The sequence below is a fragment of the Hoeflea ulvae genome, assembly GCF_026619435.1.
GTDB classification, from domain to species: Bacteria; Pseudomonadota; Alphaproteobacteria; order Rhizobiales; family Rhizobiaceae; genus Hoeflea; species Hoeflea ulvae.
Map to the genome: position 1 here is coordinate 1,326,227 of NZ_JAOVZQ010000001.1, position 19,408 is coordinate 1,345,634.

Sequence of the window (19,408 nt, forward strand, 5' to 3'; positions counted from 1 at the left end):
CGGCCGCGGAACCATCCTCGAAAAGGGCCAAAATTGGGCGCACGTCAATTCAGCAGATCCCTTATTGACACGATATTGCCGACATCAACGCCTCTTTCGATCAGGGATGTCCGGATTTCATCGAAGAATGTCATGGAGCCGACGAAAAAACTGGCGCCGTGATCCTTAGGCACTGCATCGAGAGACAATATCGGCAATTGATATCCGTCTATGAATTTGCCGGTCCACGAGGTGTTGGTGTCAAAGATCGGCGTGCGGCCGAAATCCCCGGCGGCGGCCAGATAAGGCAAAGACCTCAAAGGCACATAGCAGTTCTTGTTTTCAGTCCCGTCATACCAGGTTTGAAATGCGGAAATGGCACGTGCTGCACGGTCGAGATATCCGTCACAGATTGGCGGTTCAATCGCCGCCACACCCCTGTTCCGGCCCGCCAGCTTGCGTGCGGTGACATGAAAGGTGTTGCCGTAACTTCCACCTCGGACCTCGATTTCCGAGAACCCGGCGTGGAGCAGGATCAGGTGTATCGAGCGGGATGTGAACATATTCACATGCTGGTGCTCGAATTGCGATATGTCCCCCAGTTCAATGGACTGGGTGGAATTCGTCGTCGAGAAACAGAAGACCCCGCCATCGCACAAGCTGGCAAAGACCTGTTCGCTGAACCCGACAACATCGGGGATGTGCTCGAAGACATCATTGCAATAGATGAACTCTGTCGGGCTATCGATCAAACCCTGCCCAAAATACTCGTTTATCAGCTCGAAACCGAGTTTCTGGCTCCACTTTCTTGAGTATTCGGACGGGTCAATTCCGACAGCCCTGAAACCGTTGGCCTTCAGATATGCGATGGAAAAACCGGCTCCGCAGCCAATCTCGTAAGCGGTCCTTGGCGAAAAACGTTCGACTTCTCCGAGAAAGAAACGGTTCACACTCGATCCATAAGTGTCCATCTGGCCGGATTCCGGGTTGAGAAAGCCAATGTTCTCGTTCATCCGGTAAGCACGGTTTATGGTGTCCCATTCCAGCCGGGTTGGCTGATACCGCAAATAGTCGAATTCATGGTCGATGGAGACCCGAATGGGGAGAGTCTGGTCGATTTTGGGTGAAGCTTCCGTGGAACCGCTCAAGCGCCAGTAAAATGGCATTCTCGCAATTTCAACGCAATCGCTCGTAACAGTCCAGTGCGGATGCATATGCAGATCCTATGGTGTTGTGAGAGAAAAACTGGCCTGTGTCAGTCCGCATCCCCGAGAAATAAATCGGCTTTTTACCGAATGACGACGACATTTCCTGCTCGAACTTGTCCAGAATTGTTTTGTTTGCGAGCGTCGGGCTGCACAGCTTCATGGACCTTTCCAGACGGTGCGATGCAGCCACAGCACAATTGGGAAATATCCGGGAAATCTCATCACCGATTTCGGCTGTTTCCGGTGGCTTGCCGACGGGGTGAAGAAACTCGACCGAGAGCACGCTTTGTTCAGTGTCGCGCCTGTCCGGGTTGTAAGCTTCGTAATTGACGATCCGCGACGACTTCAGGGCCGGATCATGGCACAGAAGATAATAGGCGGGAAAATCCGCCCCTATGCGACGATCGAGCTGGAAATAGGCGATGGACAGCTCGATCTGATCCAGCTCATCGATCAAGTGCGGTGCCAGCGTGTGAATCGGGGCAGCAACGATACATGCATCGCAGGTGTCAGACAGGGCGACCCCATCGCTCAACACCCGCCCCTCATCGATGCTGATCTGTGTCTCGAGTTCGATCCTGACATTGTGTCTTTCGGCCCATGCAAGCGCACGCTCATTGAGGTCGGTGTGTCCGGCCTTGAAAACCAGCCCGACCCGGTCACCGTATATCTTTCCGAACGGCTCGGTTTGCACCGGGTTAGCAACAACCTGATCCAGCCACGCATCCTGCTTGAGGACATCCGCCTCCGCTTTGCCGCATACCACCAGTCTTCGAAGGTCATAGAAGCAATGCAAAGCCTGTTCGGTCAGGGTTTCTGCCTTCGCATGCCAGAGCTTTTCCAGTGTCGGAATTGTTACATCAAGTGCAGCGGTGCGGCCGAACCTGCGAATGGCTTCATCCCGCGCGTTTGCGGCGTGATCTTTCCCACCGTTTCCGGCGCGCATTTCAACCAGAATTTGCTCCAGATCCCGATGGTGCCTGACATCGGGATACACACTGTCAAAATTGCTTCTGCCGAATATATGGCTGGCACCGATGTCGACGTTCACGCCCTCCAGCAACTCGAAAACGTCTGCCCCGAAAATCTCGCACAGATAGGCATATTGCGCCTGATTGACGTAAATCACGTGCATCCCGAGTTCCTGCCGGCCAAACGGCGTGTCAACCTTGTTGTAAAGACCGGTGACTGACCGTCCACGTTCAAACAAAGTGACATTGATCCGCCTGTCGGCCAATGCCGCAGCCGATACCAGGCCACCGATGGATGCGCCCACAATACCCACCGTCTTTGTGTCCGACCGCATCGTCAGGCGCCCAATCTGAACCAGCTGATTTGCGGGCAATGCGCCACACGGTTCAGCGTCAGATTGTTCAATCCAAATGCTTCCGCCAGCGCCCTGGTCTCGCCCGGCCACATCGCCTGGTTGACTTCCTCAAGCACCACAATGCTGCCTCGGGTCAGTCTGGGTTTGATCTGTCGCAACAATTCCACTGTCGGGCCGTAAAGCCCAAGCCCGAAATTGGCCAGCGCTATCACTGTTTCGGGGTGCTCTTCCAAATAGCCACCGAAACTTTCGGGCAATGTTCCGGTGACCATCGAACCCTTTGGCATGTGGCCGAGCGGCCGGTTGAGATCCATCAGGTCTATTCCGCTGCGGATTTCGTCTTCGCCGGCAAAGGCCATGCCGCCCGGTTTCTTGAGCTCGATCGTCTCATCTGACCGGCTTTCATCAAAGTCGCCGATACCGGAAAACCCTTCAAAGGAGTCAAATCCGATTATTTTCCGGGTGTGATTGTAAGGCTCGTATATGGCGCTCAATTGCTGCCATGCGAAGAACGAAGACCCCCGGTAGACGCCGAAGTCACAGACAGAGCCATGGACATTCAGGATCTCCTTGAAAATCTCGTTTCTTGCCAGAAAGTGCCCCAGGGATTGCCTCGGGACATACCGGCAAAAGGCGTGCATTTTTTCGCTGAAACTCCCACTCGATTGTTCGAAGTAGGTTTCAATGTCCGAGAAATATCTCTTTTCGTCCTCGCGATAATTATTGGAATTTGACTGATCCAATTTGAATTCCTTCCATGCGATTACAGAAAATATCTGACTTCGTTCAGAAGTTCCCGCCGGTAGCTGGTGGTGAAAACTCTAGGCTTGGCACCGTTTTGCAAACGTATCAGCTTTCACTCAGCCGGCTTTCCAGCAGGCTCACCGGGAACATCATTCCATCGATGAGCTGGTAAAACTCGGCAGCCGTCTGCGCGTCGCCGATCGCCATGTCGAAATTCAGATATCCCTCGGCGTGGCCCATGAATTTGGGAATGTCGGCCCGGTGCCGGTAGACCGGGTTGAACAGCTTGACCGCCTTGGCGCCGCCCCATGCCTGGATTGCCGCTGCATAGGCTGCCTTCCTGGCGTTGAACCGGGCGCGGTCGGTTTCGGATTCGCAGTCGCCGGCACAGGCGGAAATGAAGCCCTCTTCCCAGCCGTTCAGTTCTATGCCGTAGCGCTGCTTGAGCCATTCGATGGTCTGCGCCGCCGATGCGGTCAGGCCCAGTTCGTACGGGAACGGGAAGTCCCCGGCCTCGAGCTCGCCGTCATTTTCCTCGCGGAAGGTCCTGACCCGTTCCCGGCCGGTCGCCGCATCGCGCAGGCCGGCGCTGTTGGATGCCTTGCACGAGCCGAACACCGACAGCGGCCGCTCCCAGTAGATGCAGACATCCGCCATCATCACGGTCTTGCAGTTGCTGTCATAGTCGACATTGGGGTGTTCGAAATAACAGTTGGAGAAAGCGTCCCGGATCCGGTCCATCAGGTCCTTCTTGAGCGCGCCGTGATAGACCCCGAACGGGCAGGCCGGGCGGTCCTTGGCGCCCTCCCAGAAGAACATCCTGCGCATCAGGTCCTTCTTCTCCATGTGCGCCAGATGGCTTCCGGTGGGGATCTTGGTGATTTCACGGCTGCTGCGCGCATCGGGCCAGACGAAATAGGATCTGCCCCAGGTGAAGGCATCGACATTGGGAACCCGGTCGCTGGTGACCCGGAGCGCTTCACACAGTTCCGGGTCGAGATAGTCGTCATCGCCGATGAAGCTGACCCATTCACCGCGCGCATGCTGCGGCATCCGCTCCCAGTTGTCCTTCATCGACAGCGGTTTCGGTTCGGGTGACAAAAGCCGCAGCCGGCTGTCATTCATCTCCGCGGCAAAATCGGCCAGCGGGGCTGCGTCGTCGGAATTGTCGCCGACCAGGATTTCGAAATCGTCACGCGTCGAGGCCAGCATGTGACGCACCGCGTCGATGGCGTAGCTCTGGCGGTTCCGGGTCGGAATGCAGATGGTCAGCCGGGTCATCGCGCAAAGGTCCTGACACCGGAGGCAACCCGTTCGACCGGCATGATGGCGTGCTCGCCGAAGCGGTAGAACTCGGCCGGTGTTTGCGAGGGATCCGCGTCCTCGCGGATGTAGAGATAGTCTTTCAGCACACCGCACATGCTGGCGGTCCCCGCATTGGGCTTGAAAGGGGGAGGCGCGAAACACTCACGCCATTTGCCACCGTCCCAGGCGTCGAAGCCGCGCTCGAAATAGGCCTTCTTGTCCTCATAGACCTGCTCGGATTCGACATGGCGCAATTCATCGGCCGCGGCACGGGCGAAGTTTTCGGGAAAGCCGGTCAGGTCGATCTTGTAGGTGCGGCAGAACCAGGATGTCGTCGAGGCGATCGCGGCGCAGATCGAGGCGCCCTTGTCGCTCACCGGAAACGGAAACACCGGATCGTCCAGATCGACCTTGCCGAGGGTTTCGCTTTGGAAGGTGGCAACGCGGTCGATCAAGGCCTTTTGCGATCTCGTGCCGGCCGAATTCGACGCCACGCATGCGCCCAGGACGGAGAGCGGGCGCTGGCAGTGGACCAGCATGCGCGCTTCGCGAATGGTCTTGCAGGTGCTTTCGAAATCGACGACGGGATGCTCGAAATAGCGGCCGCCGAATTTGCGCTTGATGCGCTCCATCAGCGATTTGCGGACGGCGCCATGATAGACGCCAAAGCCTCCGGCGGGGCGGCGCGTGCCTTCGGACCAGCGGAAGAGGCGGTCCTGAACGTCGGATTTGAGCACCACCAGGGTTTCATGGCTGACCGGCAGCACCGACAGCGCCGGGCTCGGCCGGTTGTCGGGCCAGTTGAAGCTCATCCGCGCCCAGCTCACGGCCTCGACTTCGGGATACAGCCGTTCGTAATATTTGAGCAGCAGCACGAGCTTCGGATCAAGATAGTCGTCGTCGCCGATCACCGAGACCCAGCGGCCTGCGGTTTCTCCCACCAGCCGTTCCCAATTGTCGACCATGGACAAGACCGTGTCTTCCGGTGCGATCAGGCGGAAGCGGGAATCGTGGAAATCCCCGGCAAAGAACTCGGCCAGCACCGAGCCGTCATCGGAATTGTCGCCGACCAGGACTTCGAAATCGGTGCGGTCGCTGGCGGCCAGCGCGCGGATTGTTTCGATGCAGTATGTCTGCCTGTTGCGGGTGGGCAGGCAGATGGAAAGTTGGATCATCAGAATTCTTCGCATGAGGCCATTGCTGCCTCCAGCCTGTCAGGCCAAGCTTGCCCGGTGCTTGCTCTTTTTTAGAGCCTTGTATTTCAACCGGCATTTTCCTTCAGCAGGGGCAAAGACACTGGATTTCGGTGGCCATACCTGATCGATTGCGCGCAAGAGAGCTAAATGTCCGGAGCCTGTCATGAAGATCACCGATGTCGAAACCTTTGTCGTCGCCAATCCGCCACCGCAGACCGGGGGGCGCTATTTCCTGTTCGTCAAACTGACCACCGATGGCGGTGTGGTGGGCTATGGCGAAGCCTATGACGCGGCCTTCGACCCGCATCTGACCGCGAAACTGATCGAGGATGTGGCGGCGCGCTATCTGGTCGGCCGCGATCCTCACGATATCGAGAACTTCTTCCGGCTCTGCTACTCCTCGGGATTTTCGCAGCGCCCGGACATGACCATGATGGCCTGCTGCTCTGCGATCGAGATGGCCTGCTGGGACATCATCGGCAAGGAAGCCGGCCAGCCGGTGCACAAATTGCTCGGCGGAAGGGTGCATGAGGGGCTGAGGTCCTACACCTATCTCTATCCGGACAGCGGCAGCGCCGATCCGCTTTCCACCGACAGCCCGAAGAATGTCTACAACGATCCCGAACTGGCCGCCGCCGCAGCGCGCGAGGCGGTGCGCCAGGGCTTTACCGCCGTCAAGTTCGATCCGGCCGGTCCCTACCGGGTGCAGGGCGGGCACCAGCCATTGCTGACCGACATCGATCTGTGTGCGCGCATGGTCACGGCTGTGCGGGAGGCTGTCGGCACCCGCGCCGACATCCTGTTCGGCACCCACGGCCAGTTTACCGCCGCCGGCGCCATCCGCATGGCCCGCGCGATCGAGGCGGCCGATCCGCTGTGGTTCGAGGAGCCGGTGCCGCCGGACCAGATCGCGGCAATGGCCGAAGTGGCGCGCGCCACCTCGATCCCGGTTGCCACCGGCGAGCGGCTGGTGACCAAGCACGAGTTCGCCCGCATCATCGAGGCCCGCGCCGCGGCGATCCTGCAGCCCAATCTCGGCCGCTCGGGCGGATTGCTCGAAACCAAGAAGATCGCCGGCATGGCCGAGGCCTTCGGCATCCAGATCGCGCCGCATTGCTATTGCGGGCCGCTGGTCGCCGCGGCCAATATCCAGCTCGCCGCCACGCTGCCGAATTTCCTGGTGCTTGAATCGATCAAGACCTGGGACGGGTTTCACGCCGAGCTGCTCAAGGAGAAGATCGCCTGGGACGACGGCTATGTCATTCCCTCCAACGAGCCGGGCCTGGGTGTCGAGCTGGACGAGGCCGTATGCAAGGCCAATCCCTGGAGCGGCGAGATGCTGCATCTGGAAATGACCCGCGAACCGATCCGCGCCTGACGCCGGCGGGCTGATCCGGACCCGCGCCAGCCATGCACTAGACGCGCCGGCCCGGATCCCCCGGGCCGGCTGCTGCTGCGTTCTGCCTCAGCAGGCCCGCCGCCGCATCACCGTCAGGATGGCGCGAAACGAGGTGCAAACGGCCTTCCCGGCGAAGGCGCATATCTTAACTTGACTATGGTTGTCATGTTTTATAATCCGGCTCCATTCGATATTCACGATTGGAGAAACCGGTGATTGATTCAACACTTTTACGCCAGCGCCTCGCTGGAACCGCGCTTGGTCTGGCCTGCCTGCTCATGGCTCCCGCCATTGCCGCTGCCGACGAGATCAGCGTCAAGGATTCCCGTGGCCAGGAAATCCTGGTTCAGCGCCCGGTCAAGAGCGTCGCGATTTTCCCATTGCCGATCCCCGAGGCGATGATTGCAATTGACGGCGGCACGGAGCGTCTGGTGGCGATCAATCCGCGGGCGAAATCAGCGCTGATGAACGGCGTCATCGGGCAGCTTTTCCCCGAAATTGCCGATATCCGTACCGATCTGGTCGCGCCGAATTTCATTCCCAATGTCGAGGAAATCCTCACCGCCAATCCCGATATCGTCGTGCAGTGGCAGCGCAAGGGCGATGAGCGCGTCGCTCCGATGGAAAATGGCGGCATCAAGGTGGCCACGGTCAGCACCGAATCCCGCGAAACCCGCCGTGGCTATGTCTCCATGCTCGGCCAGATCCTGGGCAAGGAAGACCGCGCGCAGAGCTTCCTGGACTGGGAAGACCGGACCGTCGAAGAAATTTCAGACGTGCTGGAGGGCGCCGACCGGCCGAAGCCGCGCATTGCCTTCATCGATGCCATGAACGGCAATGAATTCGTGGTCTTCGGGCGCGAAGAGGCCTATTTCCAGGTTTCCGGTCTCGCCAATGTCGCCACCGAGGCCGGCTTCACCGAAGGCTCGGTCAAGGTCGGCGCCGAGTCGCTGCTGACCTGGAACCCGGACATCGTCTTCGTCAATTACTACAATGACGCGATCAAGCCGGCTGACATTTTCGAGCACCCGGTTCTGGCCGGGCTCGACGCGGTCAAGAACGGCCGGGTCTACAAGACACCGGCGATCGACCCTGCGACGGCGGCCGGCGGCGAGCTGGCCTATCTCTGGTTTGCGAAGATCGGCTACCCGGATCTCTTCGAGGCCGACATGCGCACCCAGGTCGCCGATGGCTTCAAGCTGCTCTACGGCAAGGACCTGACGGCAACGCAGATCGACCAGCTCATGCAGATGGACTGGAACGGCGACAGCGCCGGATATGCCAAAGCCTTCGCGGCCTCCAACTGATCGGCAGGGGCATTCGGCGTGAAGGACATCGGTTTTGTAAGTTCGGGGGATGGCGCGCAGCTGCAATGCTACCGCGATTTCAGCGAATATCTCGACGAAGAGATCTACTTGCGCACCATCGACCGCGTTGATCTGGGCGCGTTCAAGGCGATTGTCCTGCCGGATTTTTCCAATCAGGGACTGCTGCGCATTCATGCGCGGCAGTTCAACGATTATCTCGCCAATGGCGGATTTCTGATTGTCTTCGAGCCCAATCGCATGGACGAATGGCTCGATGTCGTCACGGTGCAGTGGTTCTCGCGCGAAACCGAGGACTGGAAATGGTGGATGAAGCCGGGCGGCCGGATGGAGGCCTATCAACCCGAGCCGCGTCACGCCATGGCCCAGGCCATTCCGCTGGCGGATATGTGCTGGCACTTTTTCGGCGCGTTCCGCCTGCCCGACACGGCAACGCCGATTCTCAATCTCGACAATGACGAAGGGTGCCTGATGTATGATCAGCAGGTCGGCGGCGGCGGACGTCTGATTGCGTCGACCATCGACCCGCACACCCATCACGGCCGCCGGTTCATGCCGGCGACGACGCGTTTTCTCGAGGGGTTCTATCCCTGGCTCAAGGCGGAGGTCCAGCAACGTGGCTGACCGTGAACCCGTGCTTCGCGGCGGAGACCGGCCGCATCTCGTCTATGCCCGGTCGACCCGCAGCTACAATATCGACCGTTTCGGCGGACTGGTGCCGCAGGACTGGCGCTACACCCCGGTCGACATCTATGATCTGGAAACCATGGATCTGGACACCGTAGATGTGGTCTTTCTCTCCGGCATGCACGATCAGATCTTTCTCAAGTCGATCGAGCCGAAGCTGGTCGACTATCTGGCTTCGGGCGGCCATTTCGTCATCAACGGCCACATCATCATTCCCTGGCTGCCCTGCCTTTCGACGTTCAGGGCGGTCAGTCCGAAACCCTTCACCAACTGGATGATCCGCGCCTGTGAGCCCGGCCGCTATTTCGGCCGCATGGATTTCGAGAATTTTCATCGCCATGAAGGCCTTCTCGGCCAGTATGCGCGGGGTTATTCGCCGGCGCAGGAAGGGGCGCAATGGCTGTGCCTTATCGGAGGTCCGACGCCCGAGGGCGACATTCATGAGGGACCGGTCGACTGGGTCTGGCGCATGCCGGGCGGCGGCAAGGTCTTCGTCCACAATGGCGATCATATTGAACAGTTCTGCTCCGATCCGCGCTATCAGCCCAATCTGCTCCACGACATCCTCAATGCCTTGGTCCATCCCGACCCGGCCGAGGCCGATGGGCAGGATTGTCGAACTCAGCCGGCGGAGCGGGTCTGATGGCGGCCGGGACCGGGAGCGAAGTCATGCCGGCAGAGGCCGGCGAAGCGCAGTCCGGCCATGCGGTGCTGACGATGGCGGCGATGGTCGTGGTTCTGCTTCTGACCGTCATCGCCTCGCTGTCGATCGGCCGCTACACGATCAGCCTTGCAGATCTCGGCACGCTGGCGGCAAGCTGGGCCGGCATCGGCCCGGGCCGCGACGGCGTCGCCGAGCCGGTGTGGCGCATTGTCGAACTGGTGCGGGTGCCGCGCATGCTGATCGGCGCCTTTGTCGGCGCCGGGCTGGCGCTTTCGGGCGCAGTGCTGCAGGGCGTCTTCCGCAATCCACTGGTTGATCCGCATGTCATCGGCGTCTCGTCGGGGGCAGCCTTTGGCGGTGTGCTGGCGATCCTGATCGGGGCCGGCGCGGTCGCACTCTGGTCGATGGCATTCGCCTGCGGGTTGCTTGCGCTGCTGCTCGTGGTTGTCATGAGCCGCAAGGCCGGCCATTCCTCGATCCTGATGCTGGTTCTCTCGGGCGTCGTGGTGTCGGCGCTGTTCTCGGCCTTCGTCTCGCTGGCAACCTATCTCGCCGATCCCAATGACACGCTGCCCGCCATCGTGTTCTGGCTGATGGGCTCCTTTGCCAGCGCCACGCCGGAGCGGGCGCTCTACATGGTTCCGATCGTCACGGCGTTCGCCATTCCGCTGCTCTTGATGCGGTTCCGCATCAACATCCTGTCGCTGGGAGACGAAGAGGCCAAGGCGCTGGGGCTGAATGTGCAGTCGACCCGGTGGCTGGCGCTTTGCTGCGTCACCGGCATCACCGCCGCCAGTGTTGCCAATTCCGGTATCGTCGGATGGGTAGGCCTCGTGGTGCCGCATTTTGCCCGTGCTCTTGTCGGCCCGGACCATCGCCGCCTGCTGCCGGCATCGGCGCTGATGGGGGCGAGTTTCATGCTGGTGGTGGACACGATGGCGCGATCGATCGTCCCGGCCGAGATCCCCCTGGGGGTTCTGACGGCGATTGTCGGCGCGCCGGTCTTCATGCTGCTGTTGCACAGAACCCGGAGCGAGGCATGGTAGCCACGATGATTGCCGCGCAGGCCCTGGGGTTTCGCCATTCCGACACATCACCCTGGTTGTTTGAGAACCTGTCCTTCTCGCTGCAGCCCGGACAGACGCTGGCCTTGCTGGGACGCAACGGCCGCGGAAAGACCACCTTGCTCAAATGCCTGGCCGAGCTGATCAGGCCGACGGCCGGAACGATTAGCTCAGATGGGCCGCTGGGCTATGTGCCGCAGCATTTCGTCACCCCCTTTGCCTATAGCGTGTTCGACGTGGTGCTGATGGGTCGCGCCCGCCATATCGGCATGTTTTCCAATCCATCGGCACAGGACCGGCTGCGCACGGCGGAGGTGCTGGAACTGGTCGGGCTGTCGGCTTTTTCCGGGCGCGCCATCGGCACGCTGTCGGGCGGCGAGCGGCAACTGGCGCTGATCGCCCGGGCGCTGGCCTCGGAGGCGGATATCCTGCTGCTCGACGAACCCGCCTCGGCGCTGGACTTTCACAACCAGGCGCTGGTGCTGTCGATGCTGCGGCGGCTCTCGGCGCAACGCGGTCTGACAATCCTGATGACCACCCATGAGCCCACCCATGCGCTGCAGATTGCCGACCGGGCGGTATTTCTCTACGGATCGGGCAAGGTGGAGGAAGGCGCCATCGACATGATGTGCACCGAAGAAAAGCTCTCCGAACTCTACAGCCTGTCGATGAAACGGCTGGATTACCCCACTGGCGGCACGACCTCCTCCAACATCGTTGCCGATTACGCGTCAATGGATCGCTGATATCTCGGGAGGGCCGATCCCGCACGAGCCGGGCCAAGTCAGGCGAGACGGCCCTGGTCCCAGTCGGGATCGTCGAAACTCTGGATTTCCACGCGATAGCCGTCGGGCGAATGAAACAGCGAGCTGTAGACGCCGAATTCGGCACTGTGCTCCGGCCCGCTGACATATCGCACGCCCTTGGCCTCGAGAAAGTCGCGCCAGCCATCGACATCGGGTGACACGATGGTCAGCGTCACGCCGGCCGTGCCCTGCGGCCGGTCGGGCAGATTGCACACGCCGATATAGCTCAGCGGTGTCAGCCGGTAGATGTGGCAGGCGCCCTGGTCGACCACGAAGTCGAGCTCCATCACCTCGCGGAAAAACCGCGAACCGCGGTCGAGGTCGTCGGTATAGGTGAAGACGATGGAATGGCTGATCGGCGGTCTGGACATCATGGGCTCCTGTTAGAGCCGATCATCTTTAGCCGGAACCTGCCCGCAACGCCATGATTCGGGCAGGAGGTCGCAGTGCTTTGCACAGGCTTGATCGATGCGCCGCTTGACCGCGGCTTGCCTGATCGGGCAAACCGCACCGCAGGAACAAAGGCCGCCTGCGCCGCAACGTCGAGGAATCCATCGTGACCCGTCCCGTGCTGATCGCCCCATCCATCCTGTCTGCGGATTTTTCCCGCCTCGGCGAGGACATCGAAGGCGTCATGCGCGCCGGCGCCGACTGGATCCATCTTGACGTGATGGACGGCCATTTCGTCCCCAACATCACCTTCGGCCCCGGCATCATCAAGGCGGTGCGGCCCCGCACCGATGCGGTGTTCGATTGCCATCTGATGATCGAGCCCTGCGATCCCTATCTGGAAGCCTTTGCCGAGGCCGGCTGCGACATCATCACGGTGCATGCCGAAGCCACCGGGCATCTCGACCGCTCGCTGCAGGCGATCCGCGCGCTCGGCAAGAAGGCCGGCGTGTCGCTCAACCCGTCCACGCCGGAAAGCGTCATCGAATATGTGCTCGACCGGCTGGACCTGGTGCTTTTGATGACGGTCAATCCCGGCTTTGGTGGTCAGGCCTTCATTCCGTCGGTGATCGACAAGGTGGCACGGGTCAAGAAGATGATCGGCGATCGCCCGATCCAGATCGAGATCGACGGGGGCGTCACGCCAACGACTGCGCCGCTGGTCACCGCCGCCGGCGCCGATGTGCTGGTTGCCGGATCGGCCGTCTTCAAGGGCGCGGGCGAAGCCGACTGGGCCAGGAACATTGCGGCCATTCGGGCCTCTGTGTAAGCGCCAGACGGATCTGGTCATTTGTTGTAGTGTAAAAGCCCCCGGCATTGAACGGGGGCTTTTGTGTTGAGACTGCCGAGCAATGTCAGTCGTCGAGATTTTCCGGCAGCAGCAGATTGAGCACGATCGAGATCACGGCTGCGGGCAGCAGGCCGCTGGTCAGCAGGATCTGCGCGGTCTTGCCCAGGTGCTGCAGGGCTTCGGGCACCAGCTGCAGACCGAGGCTGATCGACAGCGCCGTGGCGAAGATCACCATGTTGCGCCGGTTCCAGTTGACGTCGGACAGCATGTTGACGCCGGCGGCGCAGACCATGCCGAACATGACGATGACGCCGCCGCCGAGCACATTGATCGGCACGGTGTTGATAATGGCCCCGATCTTCGGAATGAAGCCGCAGATGATCAAGAACAGCGCACCGATGGTCACAACATGGCGGCTCATTACCCCGGTCATGGCGATCAGGCCGACATTTTGTGAGAACGAGGTGTTGGGCAGGCCGCCAAAGACGCCGGCCACGGCGGTGCCGAGACCGTCGGCAAAGGTAGCACCTCCGATTTCCTTGTCGGTGGCTTCCCGGCCGGCGCCGCCCTTGGTGATGCCCGAGGTGTCGCCGACGGTTTCGATCGCCGAGACAATGGCCATGAAGCACATGCCCAGCACGATGGCGAAGTTGAACTCAAAGCCCCATTTGAACGGAATCGGCGGTGCGAAATAGCTCGCCCGCGCCAGATTGGAAAAACTCACCTGGCCCATCAGCAACGCGACGATATAGCCGGCGATGATGCCGATCAGCACCGCGGCGACGGCGGCAAAGCCGCGGGTGAAGAATTTGATCGCGAGTGTGACGACGATCACCACCAGTGCCGGGATCCACATGGCCAGGCTGCCGAATTCGGGCTTGCCCATTAGCGGAACGCCGCCGGCGGCATATTGCACCCCGACCTTGACCAGCGCCAGGCCGATCATCAGCACGATCAGACCGGTGACCATCGGCGGCAGCGCGTAGCGAATGCGCCCGACCACGAAGCCGAGACAGAAGTGAAACAGCCCGCCGATCATCACGCCGGTCATCAGGCCTGCCAGACCGGCCGTGCCCAGCCCGGCGACGGCAGGAATCATGATCGGGACGAAAGCGAAGCTGGTGCCCTGGACGATCGGCAGCCGCGCGCCGACCGGCCCCATGCCGATGGTCTGCAGCAGCGTGGCGATGCCGGCAAACAGCAGCGACATCTGGATCATGTAGGTCATGTCGGGAAAGCCCAAGGCACCCTGGTCCGAGCCGAAGCCGATGCCAGCGGCGCCGGCAACAATGATCGCCGGGGTCACATTGGACACAAACATGGCCAGCACATGTTGGATGCCCAGCGGGATCGCCTTGGCCAGCGGTGGTGTGTAGTCGGGATCCCGCAATTGTTCCGGAGTTCCAAGCGAAGTGTCAGCCATTGAACCAGTCCTTTTCCCCAGGGGGCGATTGTCTTGCCGGTTCGCCGCCCCCAATTGCCGCGAACCGGCTGATATGCCGGCCGTTCCGGTGGTCCTGTTGGGCAAGGAAGCATGCGCCTGCTCCTGCCCCCAGCCATCGCCTGGGCCCTGCGATATCAACGCAAGTCCCGTGCCATCATCTGCGAAGACTGCCGGTCAAACCGGACAGTACTCAAAGAAATTGCATTCTGCCTTCAAATTTTTCCGGAAGATGTTGCAGCAGCGGCCCGGTCTATCTCGGTGCGGATACCCTTGATGACGTGATCGATGAACAGTTTCACCTTCGGGTCCTGCAGCCGCTTGTGCGGATACAGGCAGGAAAACGGTTGCGGTGTGGGCGGCGTGGCAGGTGCGACTTCCACCAGCGTGCCGGCATCGAGCTCGGCTGCAACATTGTAGCGGGTCTTGCTGGCAATGCCGCACCCGGCAAGCGCCCAGGCCGTCAGCACATCGCCGTCGTCGCTTTCCAGCGAGCCCTCGGGGTGAAAGCCGCGGATCTCGCCATCGACCACCAGATTCCAGTAGAACTCGGTTGCGCCGGGATAGCGCAGCAACAGGCATTTGTGCTTGTTCGAGATGATCTCGTCGCCGTCCCTGGGCATGCCGTATTGCGCGATGTAGTCGGGAGAGGCCACCAGCACGCGCTCGAAATCATGGATGGCCCGCACCCGCAGGTCGGAATCGGGCAGCGGCCCGAGCACGAAGGCGGCGTCGAGTCCCTCCTGGGCAATGTCGACCTTGCGGTCCGACAGCCGCAGCCGGACATTGATATCGGGATACTCGGTCTTGAAAGCCGGAATCAGCGGCGCCACCAGTATCTTGCCCATGGCCAGTGGCGCGGAAACAAACAGCGTGCCTTTCGGATTGGCGGTAATTTCGGCAATGCCGCCCTCGACTTCGCGGATGGTGTCGAGGATCTTGATCGCGCCCTTGTAGAACAACTCGCCATGCGCGGTGGCGCGCAGGCTGCGGGTGGTGCGGTTGAACAGCCGCACGCCGAGGCTTTTTTCGAGATCCGAGATTCGGCTCGACGAGACTGCGGCCGACACCCGCAGATCCCGCGCCGCGGCCGACATGCTGCCCAGCTCATACACGCGCACAAATGTCCTGAGCATGTCCACATAGGCCATTGCCGATTCCCCCGTAACCGATTGCCGGTCCAATTGAACGCGCGAAGCGTGGATTGTCGAGAAAAAACAGAAAGCCAGGCCGATTGATCTGGTTGCGATGAAAATGACCGCTTGCCGGAAGCCGGCTAGCCGTGGCGCTTCAGCCGCACCAGTGCCAGGTCCAGCGCCGACAGGAAGCGTGACCTGTCGGCCTTGACGAAGGGGGCCGGGCCGCCGACCTGGGCGCCGCCGGCTCGCAGGTCGGCCATGATCGAGCGGGTGGCAACGGCCATGCCGATGGAATCATGCGTGAATGCCTTGCCGGTATGGCTCATCACCGCCGCCGCCTCGGCCTTCAGACAGCGCTCGGCCAGCAGGATGTCGGCGGTCACCACCACCGACCGCCTGGTCACGTGTTCGACGATGCGGTCATCGGCGGCATCGAAATTGCCCGGCACGATTTCGCGCTCGACCAGCGGTTCGGTCTCGATCCGGAAGAAGCTGTTGGAGACGAAGGTCACCTTGATGCCATGGCGCAGCGCCACCTTGACGCACTCCTCGCGCACCGGACAGGCATCGGCATCAACAAGCAGGCGGATCGGCGTGGCATCATCGGGACTGGTCATGCCGGTGCAATACCCCGTGTTTCCGGTTTCGCCAAGACCGGCGGCCGTGCTTTGACCGCCGGTCTTGCTCAGGCAGGTTCGGCGGCACGGGCCAGCATGCCGAACAGGTCGCGCGGATCGTCAGGGTCGGCGATCATGTCGAGCTGCAGGAAATGCCCGGTCTTGAGCGCCCGCTGATAGACATATTTCAGTGCCGAGAAATCCTCGATGGCAAAGCCGACACCGTCAAACAGGGTGATCTGCGAGGCCGACGTGCGGCCTTCGACCTGGCCGGTGATCACTTCCCACAATTCGGTCACCGGATAGTCTTCCGGCAATTGCTGGATCTCGCCCTCGATCCGCGTCTGTGGCGGATACTCGACGAAAATTTCCGAACGCAGCAGGATATCCTTGTGCAATTCGGTCTTGCCGGGGCAGTCGCCGCCAATCGCGTTGATATGGATGCCGCCGCCGATCATGTTGTCGGTCAGGATGGTGGCATATTGCTTGTCGGCGGTGCAGGTGGTGACGATCTGCGCGCCTTCCATGGCCTCCTGCGAAGAGGTGCAGGCAGTCACCTTGAGGCCTGAGCCGGCGAGATTGCGGGCGCATTTGGCGGTGGCGGCTGCATCGATGTCGTAGAGCCGGACTTCCTCGATGCCGACCACGGCCTTGAAGGCCAGCGCCTGGAACTCGGACTGGGCGCCATTGCCGATCAGCGCCATGACCTTCGAACCCTTTGGCGCCAGATGCCGCGCCGCCATGGAGGATGTCGCAGCCGTTCTCAGCGCCGTCAGAACGGTCATCTCGGAAAGCAGCACCGGATAGCCGGAGGAAACCTGCGCCAGCAGGCCGAAGGCGGTGACGGTCTGCAGTCCCTGCTTGGTGTTGGAGGGATGGCCGTTGACATATTTGAAGCCATAGAGATCGCCGTCCGACGTCGGCATCAGTTCGATCACCCCGACATCGGAATGGCTGCCGACCCGCGGTGTCTTGTCAAACAGCGGCCAGCGGGTGAAATCATGCTCGATGGCGTCGGCGAGCTCCTTCAGCACCGTCTCGATGCCGATGGAATGAACCAGCTTCATCATGTTCTCGACGCTGATGAACGGCACATAGGCAAGATGGGATGGGGGTGTCATGGTGTGTCTCCAGTCATGAGATGGCAGCGTTTCTGAAAATCAGTTGGTTCTGTTGACCCGGTCGAAGACCTTGCGGCCCATCAGGCTGGCGGTGAGGTCGACCATCAGCTGTGCAGTGCGTCCGCGCTCGTCCAGAAACGGGTTGAGCTCGACCAGGTCTAAAGAGCTGACGAGTTGCGATTCATGCAGCATTTCCATCACCAGATGGGCTTCGCGAAAAGTTGCTCCGCCGGGCACGGTGGTGCCGACAGCCGGTGCGATCGAGGGATCGAGAAAATCCACGTCGAGCGAAACATGCAGCAATCCGTTGGCCGCCCGGACCTGATCGAGAAACCCGCACAGCGGCGCGACGAATCCGCGTTCATCCAGCTCGCGCATGTCCACCGGCGTGATGCCGTGGGCATGCAGCGCCTTGCGCTCGTCGGTGTCGACGGAGCGGATGCCGAACAGGCAGATCCGGTCGGTCGGCACCGGATCGGGAAACGGCGGAAATGCCTCGAATTCACCGAGCCCGGCAATATAGGCCATCGGCGTGCCGTGCAGATTGCCCGAGCTTGTGGTCATCGGCGTGTGAAAATCGCTGTGTGCGTCGAGCCAGAGAACGAACAGTGGCCGCTGCTGCTGCCGGGCATGGGCTGCGACACCCGCCACCGAGCCCAGCGAAAGGCTGTGATCGCCGCCGAGAAAGATCGGAAATCCTGCAGCCATGGCCGCTTCGCCGGCCGACGCCAGCGCTTTCGTCCATTCAACGGTCTCGGGCAGATGGTGCACCGCCGGATTGCGGCTGCTGACGGGGGCCGGCGCGCGGGGCGCGACATCGCCGCGGTCATCGACCGTGCAGCCCAGGTCGGTGAGCGTTTCGGCCAGCCCGGCCACGCGATAGGACGCCGGCCCCATCAGGCAACCGGGATTGGACTGGCCGCTGTCGACAGGCGCACCGACCAGAATGCAATGATGGTTCATAGGTGTGTTCCTCGGTTCAGCCATTCCTTGCAGAGGCCGATGGCGGTTTGAATGGCGGATTTTGCCGATCCGGTGGCGCAAGCAGCATTTCTGGCAGACGGATTGTCCATTTTGGCAAGTGACGAAGGCCGAAATCCTGCATTCGTCCGGGAAATCGGAGAAAGTCGTGATCGAGCTTCGCTCTTTGCACAGTGGACCAACGCGATTATGATCAAACCGGAAAATCGGCCAACCAGATCGGCAGAAAGCAATGTCAACTTTGGATGATATCGACCTGCGGTTGATCGCAGCTCTGCGCCGCGATGGGCGCGCCACCATTTCCGATCTCGCCGCAAGGTTGAAACTGGCCCGCGCCACCGTGCGCAGCCGGATCGAGCGTCTTGTCGCCAGCGGCGAGATTGCCGGCTTCTCCGTGCTCACCCGCGCCGACGTCACCGCCGCGCCGGTGAGAGGCCTGACCCTGATCTGCATCGAGGGGCGCGGAACCGAACGCATCATCGCCCAATTGCAGGGTTTGCCTGCGGTGCAGGCGGTGCATTCCACCAATGGCCGCTGGGACCTGATCATCGAACTGGCGACCGATACCCTGCAGCAGTTGGACGACACGCTGGTACGGATTCGCAAACTTGAAGGCATCACCTCAAGCGAGACCAACCTGATCCTGTCGACGCGCCGTCCGGCCACCCGGCGCTAGAATTTCTGTCTGAAAAGACAGGCTTGTCTGTATTGGCACAATGTGCATGCGCAGATCATGCGGCCGCGCGGAGCCAATTCCGGGATGTTGCGAATTCTTTTTGTTTCACAGCCGCTTGTCGGCAAGTAGAGATGAAAATTCCGGCCGAATCAGAAGTATAAATGAATATCAGGATTCACGAGGATTCCCGCTTTTTTGTGAGGGTCTTTCTGTTTCAGTGGTGTTCAGTGAAGATGCGTCACCATCAAGAATCTCGTTGATTCCATTGAAAATAGTCGTCACGAAAGCAAGAATCTTGTCGCTAGTAAGAAATTATATACATGAAAGATGTTGCTGTATGGTGACAGATACAGGGTTCTATTTGGTATGAGTTGGGATTCCTTCTTGAATTCAACCCAGAGGTATGGTCAATGAAAACAAGGATAATGCTCTTTTAATACATCCTTTGAGCGCATCGCTGCTCTGAAGGGGGGAATTTGTTTCACTTTC

Annotated in this window: 20 protein-coding genes; 9 read left to right on the plus strand and 11 right to left on the minus strand. The window is 60.6% G+C overall.

Annotated elements, in window-relative coordinates; all coding sequences use genetic code 11:
- Window positions 1-44 precede the first annotated feature (44 nt).
- From OEG82_RS06245 to OEG82_RS06265, 5 genes are all read right to left on the minus strand, one after another.
- Window positions 45-1,193, minus strand: coding sequence for a class I SAM-dependent methyltransferase (locus OEG82_RS06245; protein ID WP_267611573.1), 1,149 nt, complete (start codon window positions 1,191-1,193; stop codon window positions 45-47).
- Window positions 1,156-2,472, minus strand: a complete 1,317-nt coding sequence (locus tag OEG82_RS06250) for an NAD(P)-binding protein (protein ID WP_267611574.1) — start codon at window positions 2,470-2,472, stop codon at window positions 1,156-1,158. Before OEG82_RS06250 ends, OEG82_RS06245 begins: the two co-directional genes overlap by 38 nt.
- 23 nt (window positions 2,473-2,495) lie before the next feature.
- On the minus strand, window positions 2,496-3,008 hold the full coding sequence (locus tag OEG82_RS06255) for a hypothetical protein (RefSeq protein WP_267611575.1): 513 nt from the start codon (window positions 3,006-3,008) through the stop codon (window positions 2,496-2,498).
- Window positions 3,009-3,363: 355 nt separating this feature from the next.
- Window positions 3,364-4,539: a glycosyltransferase family 2 protein gene (locus tag OEG82_RS06260; RefSeq protein ID WP_267611576.1), complete on the minus strand. Its 1,176-nt coding sequence runs from the start codon at window positions 4,537-4,539 to the stop codon at window positions 3,364-3,366.
- Window positions 4,536-5,738, minus strand: a complete 1,203-nt coding sequence (locus OEG82_RS06265; RefSeq protein WP_267611577.1) for a glycosyltransferase family A protein — start codon at window positions 5,736-5,738, stop codon at window positions 4,536-4,538. Before OEG82_RS06265 ends, OEG82_RS06260 begins: the two co-directional genes overlap by 4 nt.
- A gap of 184 nt (window positions 5,739-5,922) precedes the next feature.
- On the opposite strand from OEG82_RS06265, the gene OEG82_RS06270 reads away from it, so the two are divergent.
- From OEG82_RS06270 to OEG82_RS06295, 6 genes are all read left to right on the plus strand, one after another.
- Complete coding sequence (locus OEG82_RS06270) at window positions 5,923-7,137, plus strand: mandelate racemase/muconate lactonizing enzyme family protein (protein WP_267611578.1); 1,215 nt, start codon at window positions 5,923-5,925, stop codon at window positions 7,135-7,137.
- A 233-nt stretch (window positions 7,138-7,370) separates the two neighbouring features.
- Window positions 7,371-8,465, plus strand: coding sequence for an ABC transporter substrate-binding protein (locus OEG82_RS06275; RefSeq protein ID WP_267611579.1), 1,095 nt, complete (start codon window positions 7,371-7,373; stop codon window positions 8,463-8,465).
- A gap of 18 nt (window positions 8,466-8,483) precedes the next feature.
- Entirely contained in the window at window positions 8,484-9,107 is a 624-nt protein-coding gene (locus tag OEG82_RS06280) for a hypothetical protein (RefSeq protein WP_267611580.1), read from the plus strand.
- Window positions 9,100-9,813, plus strand: a complete 714-nt coding sequence (locus tag OEG82_RS06285; protein WP_267611581.1) for a hypothetical protein — start codon at window positions 9,100-9,102, stop codon at window positions 9,811-9,813. Before OEG82_RS06280 ends, OEG82_RS06285 begins: the two co-directional genes overlap by 8 nt.
- Window positions 9,813-10,880, plus strand: coding sequence for a FecCD family ABC transporter permease (locus OEG82_RS06290; RefSeq protein WP_267611582.1), 1,068 nt, complete (start codon window positions 9,813-9,815; stop codon window positions 10,878-10,880). Before OEG82_RS06285 ends, OEG82_RS06290 begins: the two co-directional genes overlap by 1 nt.
- Entirely contained in the window at window positions 10,874-11,644 is a 771-nt protein-coding gene (locus tag OEG82_RS06295; protein ID WP_267611583.1) for an ABC transporter ATP-binding protein, read from the plus strand. The genes OEG82_RS06290 and OEG82_RS06295 overlap by 7 nt, the downstream gene beginning before the upstream one ends.
- A gap of 38 nt (window positions 11,645-11,682) precedes the next feature.
- Here the strand turns inward: OEG82_RS06295 and OEG82_RS06300 are convergent, their stop codons facing one another.
- Window positions 11,683-12,075 carry a VOC family protein gene (locus tag OEG82_RS06300; protein ID WP_267611584.1) on the minus strand — a complete coding sequence of 131 codons (393 nt, stop codon included), beginning with the start codon at window positions 12,073-12,075 and terminating at the stop codon, window positions 11,683-11,685.
- A 185-nt stretch (window positions 12,076-12,260) separates the two neighbouring features.
- Between OEG82_RS06300 and rpe the strand changes: the two genes are divergently transcribed.
- Window positions 12,261-12,923 carry a ribulose-phosphate 3-epimerase gene (rpe, locus tag OEG82_RS06305; protein ID WP_267611585.1) on the plus strand — a complete coding sequence of 221 codons (663 nt, stop codon included), beginning with the start codon at window positions 12,261-12,263 and terminating at the stop codon, window positions 12,921-12,923.
- Window positions 12,924-13,008: 85 nt separating this feature from the next.
- On the opposite strand, the gene OEG82_RS06310 is transcribed toward rpe, so the two are convergent.
- The 5 genes from OEG82_RS06310 to rocF form a co-directional block, all read right to left on the minus strand.
- Window positions 13,009-14,367, minus strand: coding sequence for a uracil-xanthine permease family protein (locus OEG82_RS06310; RefSeq protein WP_267611586.1), 1,359 nt, complete (start codon window positions 14,365-14,367; stop codon window positions 13,009-13,011).
- Between the two features lie 233 nt (window positions 14,368-14,600).
- Window positions 14,601-15,536 carry a LysR family transcriptional regulator gene (locus OEG82_RS06315; RefSeq protein ID WP_267611587.1) on the minus strand — a complete coding sequence of 312 codons (936 nt, stop codon included), beginning with the start codon at window positions 15,534-15,536 and terminating at the stop codon, window positions 14,601-14,603.
- Window positions 15,537-15,661: 125 nt separating this feature from the next.
- Entirely contained in the window at window positions 15,662-16,141 is a 480-nt protein-coding gene (locus OEG82_RS06320) for a YaiI/YqxD family protein (protein ID WP_267611588.1), read from the minus strand.
- 68 nt (window positions 16,142-16,209) lie between these two features.
- Entirely contained in the window at window positions 16,210-17,262 is a 1,053-nt protein-coding gene (locus OEG82_RS06325; protein ID WP_267611589.1) for an ornithine cyclodeaminase, read from the minus strand.
- A gap of 39 nt (window positions 17,263-17,301) precedes the next feature.
- Entirely contained in the window at window positions 17,302-18,225 is a 924-nt protein-coding gene (gene rocF, locus OEG82_RS06330) for an arginase (protein ID WP_267611590.1), read from the minus strand.
- A 51-nt stretch (window positions 18,226-18,276) separates the two neighbouring features.
- On the opposite strand from rocF, the gene OEG82_RS06335 reads away from it, so the two are divergent.
- Together OEG82_RS06335 and OEG82_RS06340 are read left to right on the plus strand one after the other, a co-directional pair.
- Window positions 18,277-18,492 carry a hypothetical protein gene (locus OEG82_RS06335; protein WP_267611591.1) on the plus strand — a complete coding sequence of 72 codons (216 nt, stop codon included), beginning with the start codon at window positions 18,277-18,279 and terminating at the stop codon, window positions 18,490-18,492.
- A complete protein-coding gene (locus OEG82_RS06340) occupies window positions 18,476-18,919 on the plus strand; it encodes an Lrp/AsnC family transcriptional regulator (protein ID WP_267611592.1) in 444 nt (147 codons plus the stop codon). The genes OEG82_RS06335 and OEG82_RS06340 overlap by 17 nt, the downstream gene beginning before the upstream one ends.
- Window positions 18,920-19,408 lie beyond the last annotated feature (489 nt).

Excerpts from the sequence above, each read along its gene's own strand:
- OEG82_RS06315 (WP_267611587.1), bottom strand. The coding sequence starts at position 15,536 with ATGGCCTATGTGGACATGCTCAGGACATTTGTGCGCGTGTATGAGCTG.
- OEG82_RS06300 (WP_267611584.1), bottom strand. The coding sequence starts at position 12,075 with ATGTCCAGACCGCCGATCAGCCATTCCATCGTCTTCACCTATACCGAC.
- OEG82_RS06320 (WP_267611588.1), bottom strand. The coding sequence starts at position 16,141 with ATGACCAGTCCCGATGATGCCACGCCGATCCGCCTGCTTGTTGATGCC.
- rocF (WP_267611590.1), bottom strand. The coding sequence starts at position 18,225 with ATGAACCATCATTGCATTCTGGTCGGTGCGCCTGTCGACAGCGGCCAG.
- OEG82_RS06295 (WP_267611583.1), top strand. The coding sequence starts at position 10,874 with ATGGTAGCCACGATGATTGCCGCGCAGGCCCTGGGGTTTCGCCATTCC.
- OEG82_RS06260 (WP_267611576.1), bottom strand. The coding sequence starts at position 4,539 with ATGACCCGGCTGACCATCTGCATTCCGACCCGGAACCGCCAGAGCTAC.
- OEG82_RS06270 (WP_267611578.1), top strand. The coding sequence starts at position 5,923 with ATGAAGATCACCGATGTCGAAACCTTTGTCGTCGCCAATCCGCCACCG.
- OEG82_RS06325 (WP_267611589.1), bottom strand. The coding sequence starts at position 17,262 with ATGACACCCCCATCCCATCTTGCCTATGTGCCGTTCATCAGCGTCGAG.
- OEG82_RS06335 (WP_267611591.1), top strand. The coding sequence starts at position 18,277 with ATGGCGGATTTTGCCGATCCGGTGGCGCAAGCAGCATTTCTGGCAGAC.
- OEG82_RS06310 (WP_267611586.1), bottom strand. The coding sequence starts at position 14,367 with ATGGCTGACACTTCGCTTGGAACTCCGGAACAATTGCGGGATCCCGAC.
- OEG82_RS06265 (WP_267611577.1), bottom strand. The coding sequence starts at position 5,738 with ATGATCCAACTTTCCATCTGCCTGCCCACCCGCAACAGGCAGACATAC.
- OEG82_RS06290 (WP_267611582.1), top strand. The coding sequence starts at position 9,813 with ATGGCGGCCGGGACCGGGAGCGAAGTCATGCCGGCAGAGGCCGGCGAA.
- OEG82_RS06245 (WP_267611573.1), bottom strand. The coding sequence starts at position 1,193 with ATGCATCCGCACTGGACTGTTACGAGCGATTGCGTTGAAATTGCGAGA.
- OEG82_RS06340 (WP_267611592.1), top strand. The coding sequence starts at position 18,476 with ATGTCAACTTTGGATGATATCGACCTGCGGTTGATCGCAGCTCTGCGC.